Here is a 2169-nt window from a genome sequence, read left to right on the forward strand (position 1 = left end):
CGCGGCTCGCGCCTCTCTTCCGCCCGGCGGGCATTGTGCCACCTCGCGCCCCCCGTTCGGTTGAATCCCGCGATCTCGCTCCGACGTCCGCCCCCGCGCCCCTTACCGTCGTCGGTTGTACGACCGTCGGTTGTACGTCGCCAGCCGGTCACCGACCTCCGGGGGACCACGATGAGGAACCGCAGCGCCGGTGAGCTGCCCGCCGAAGCCACCAGCTTCGTCGGCCGCCGGCAGGAGCTCGCGCTGCTCGACGCCTGTCTGCGGCAGGCCCGCCTGGTCACGCTCACCGGGCCCGGCGGAGTCGGCAAGACCCGCACCGCCGTGCGCGGCGCGCACCGGCTGCGCACCCGCTTCCCCGACGGCGTGACCCTCGTACCGCTGTCCGCCCTCGCGGACCCGCGGCTGCTGCCCAACACCGTCGCCGCCGCGCTCGACCTGCCGGAGCAGACCTCGCTGCCGGCGCAGGACGCGCTCGCCGCGTACCTCAAGGACAAGTCGGCGCTGCTCATCCTCGACACCTGCGAGCACCTGGTAGACGCCTGCGCCGTGCTCGCCGAGGACCTGCTGCGGGCCGCGCCGCAGCTGCACGTCGTCGCCACCAGCCGGCAGCCCCTGGACGTCGCCGGCGAGCACATCCTGCCGATTCCACCGCTGGCCGTCGCGGACTCCGGGCCCGCGGACGACGCGCTCCAGCTGTTCACCGACCGGGCCGCGGCCGCCGTGCCCGGCTTCACCGTCGACGACGACAACCGCGCCGACGTCCTCGCGCTCTGCCGGCGCCTCGACGGCATCCCGCTGGCCATCGAGCTGGCGGTCAGCCGGCTGCGGGTGCTCTCCCCCGAGGAGATGCTGAACCGGCTCGACCACCGCTTCCAGCTGCTCACCGGGGGCCGGCGCACCGCCGTGCCGCGGCACCAGACGCTGCGTACCACCATCGGCTGGAGCTACGAGCTGTCCACCGAGCCCGAGCGGCTGCTGTGGTCCCGGCTCGCGGTGTGCGCCGGGGAGTTCAGCCTCGACGTCGCCGAGGCGGTCGGCGCGGAGGGGGCGCTGCCCGTCGAGGGCGTGCTCGACGCGTTGATCGGGCTGGTGGAGAAGTCGGTGGTGCTGCGGGTGGAGTCCGACGACGGCACCCGCTACCGGATGCTCGACACCATCCGGGAGTTCGGCCTCGAACAGCTCGGCCCCGGCCCGGAGGCCGAGCAGACCCGGCGCCGGCACCGCGACCACTTCCTGCGCCGGGCCCGGCTGTTCGACGCCGAGTGGACCGGCGACCGGCAGGCGCTGCTGCTGCGGCAGATGGTGCGCGACCAGGCCGACGTACGGGTCGCGCTGGAGTTCTGCGTCGCCGACCCGGACGACGGCTCCGCGGGCCTGAAGATGGCCACGATGCTGTGGGGCTACTGGCACTGCACCGGGCTGCTCACCGAGGGGCGCTACTGGCTGCGCCGCGCCCTCGACCGCTGCCCCGAGGACCGCCCCGAGCGGGTCAGGGCGCTCTGGCTGACCTGCTGGTTCATGGACATGCAGGGCGAGCGCGGCGACACCTTCGCGCTGCTGGACGAGGCCGAGGCCGTCGCCCTGCGCATCGACGACCGCACGGGCCTCGCCTGGACGCGCACCTTCCGCCACCACTCCCGCTACTTCCGCGGCCGGGCCGAAGGCGTCGCCGAGGGCTTCGAGGCGGCCCGGCGGGAGCTGGCCGAGCAGGGCGACGAGAGCGGGCTGCTGATGAGCGGCTTCATCGCGGGCTTCTTCCACGTCCTCAACGGCGGTACGGGCGAGGGCATCGCCCTCAGCGAGGACTCGCTCCGGCGCAACGCGGACACCCCCGCCGAACTGTGGTCGCGCGGCTGGGCGCTGTGGGTCAAGAGCATCGGCCTGTGGCTGAAGGGCGAGCACCTGGAGAGCATCGAGTGCGCCCGGCAGGGCATCCGGGCCAAGGCGGTGCTGCACGACCTGATGGGCGTCGCGCACTTCCTGGAGGGCTTCGCCTGGCGGGCGGCGGAGCTGCGGCACTTCGAGCGGGTGGCGACGCTCCAGGGCGCGGCGGACGCGCTGTGGCGCCGGGCGGTCAAGGAGGCCAGGTTCGGCATCTCCGTCCTGCACGACCTGCACGGCGGCGCCGCGGACGCGGCGCGCGAGGCGCTGGGCAACGACGGCTACGAC

Annotated in this window: 1 protein-coding gene; it reads left to right on the forward strand. The window is 74.3% G+C overall.

Going from position 1 to position 2169, the window contains the following annotated elements; genetic code table 11:
* Window positions 1-171: 171 nt before the first annotated feature.
* Window positions 172-2169: ATP-binding protein (locus H5J30_RS28855; RefSeq protein WP_181790217.1), on the forward strand; the 1998-nt coding region annotated here is incomplete at its 3' end.

The sequence above is a fragment of the Streptomyces phytophilus genome, assembly GCF_013870535.1.
GTDB lineage: Bacteria > Actinomycetota > Actinomycetes > Streptomycetales > Streptomycetaceae > Streptomyces > Streptomyces phytophilus.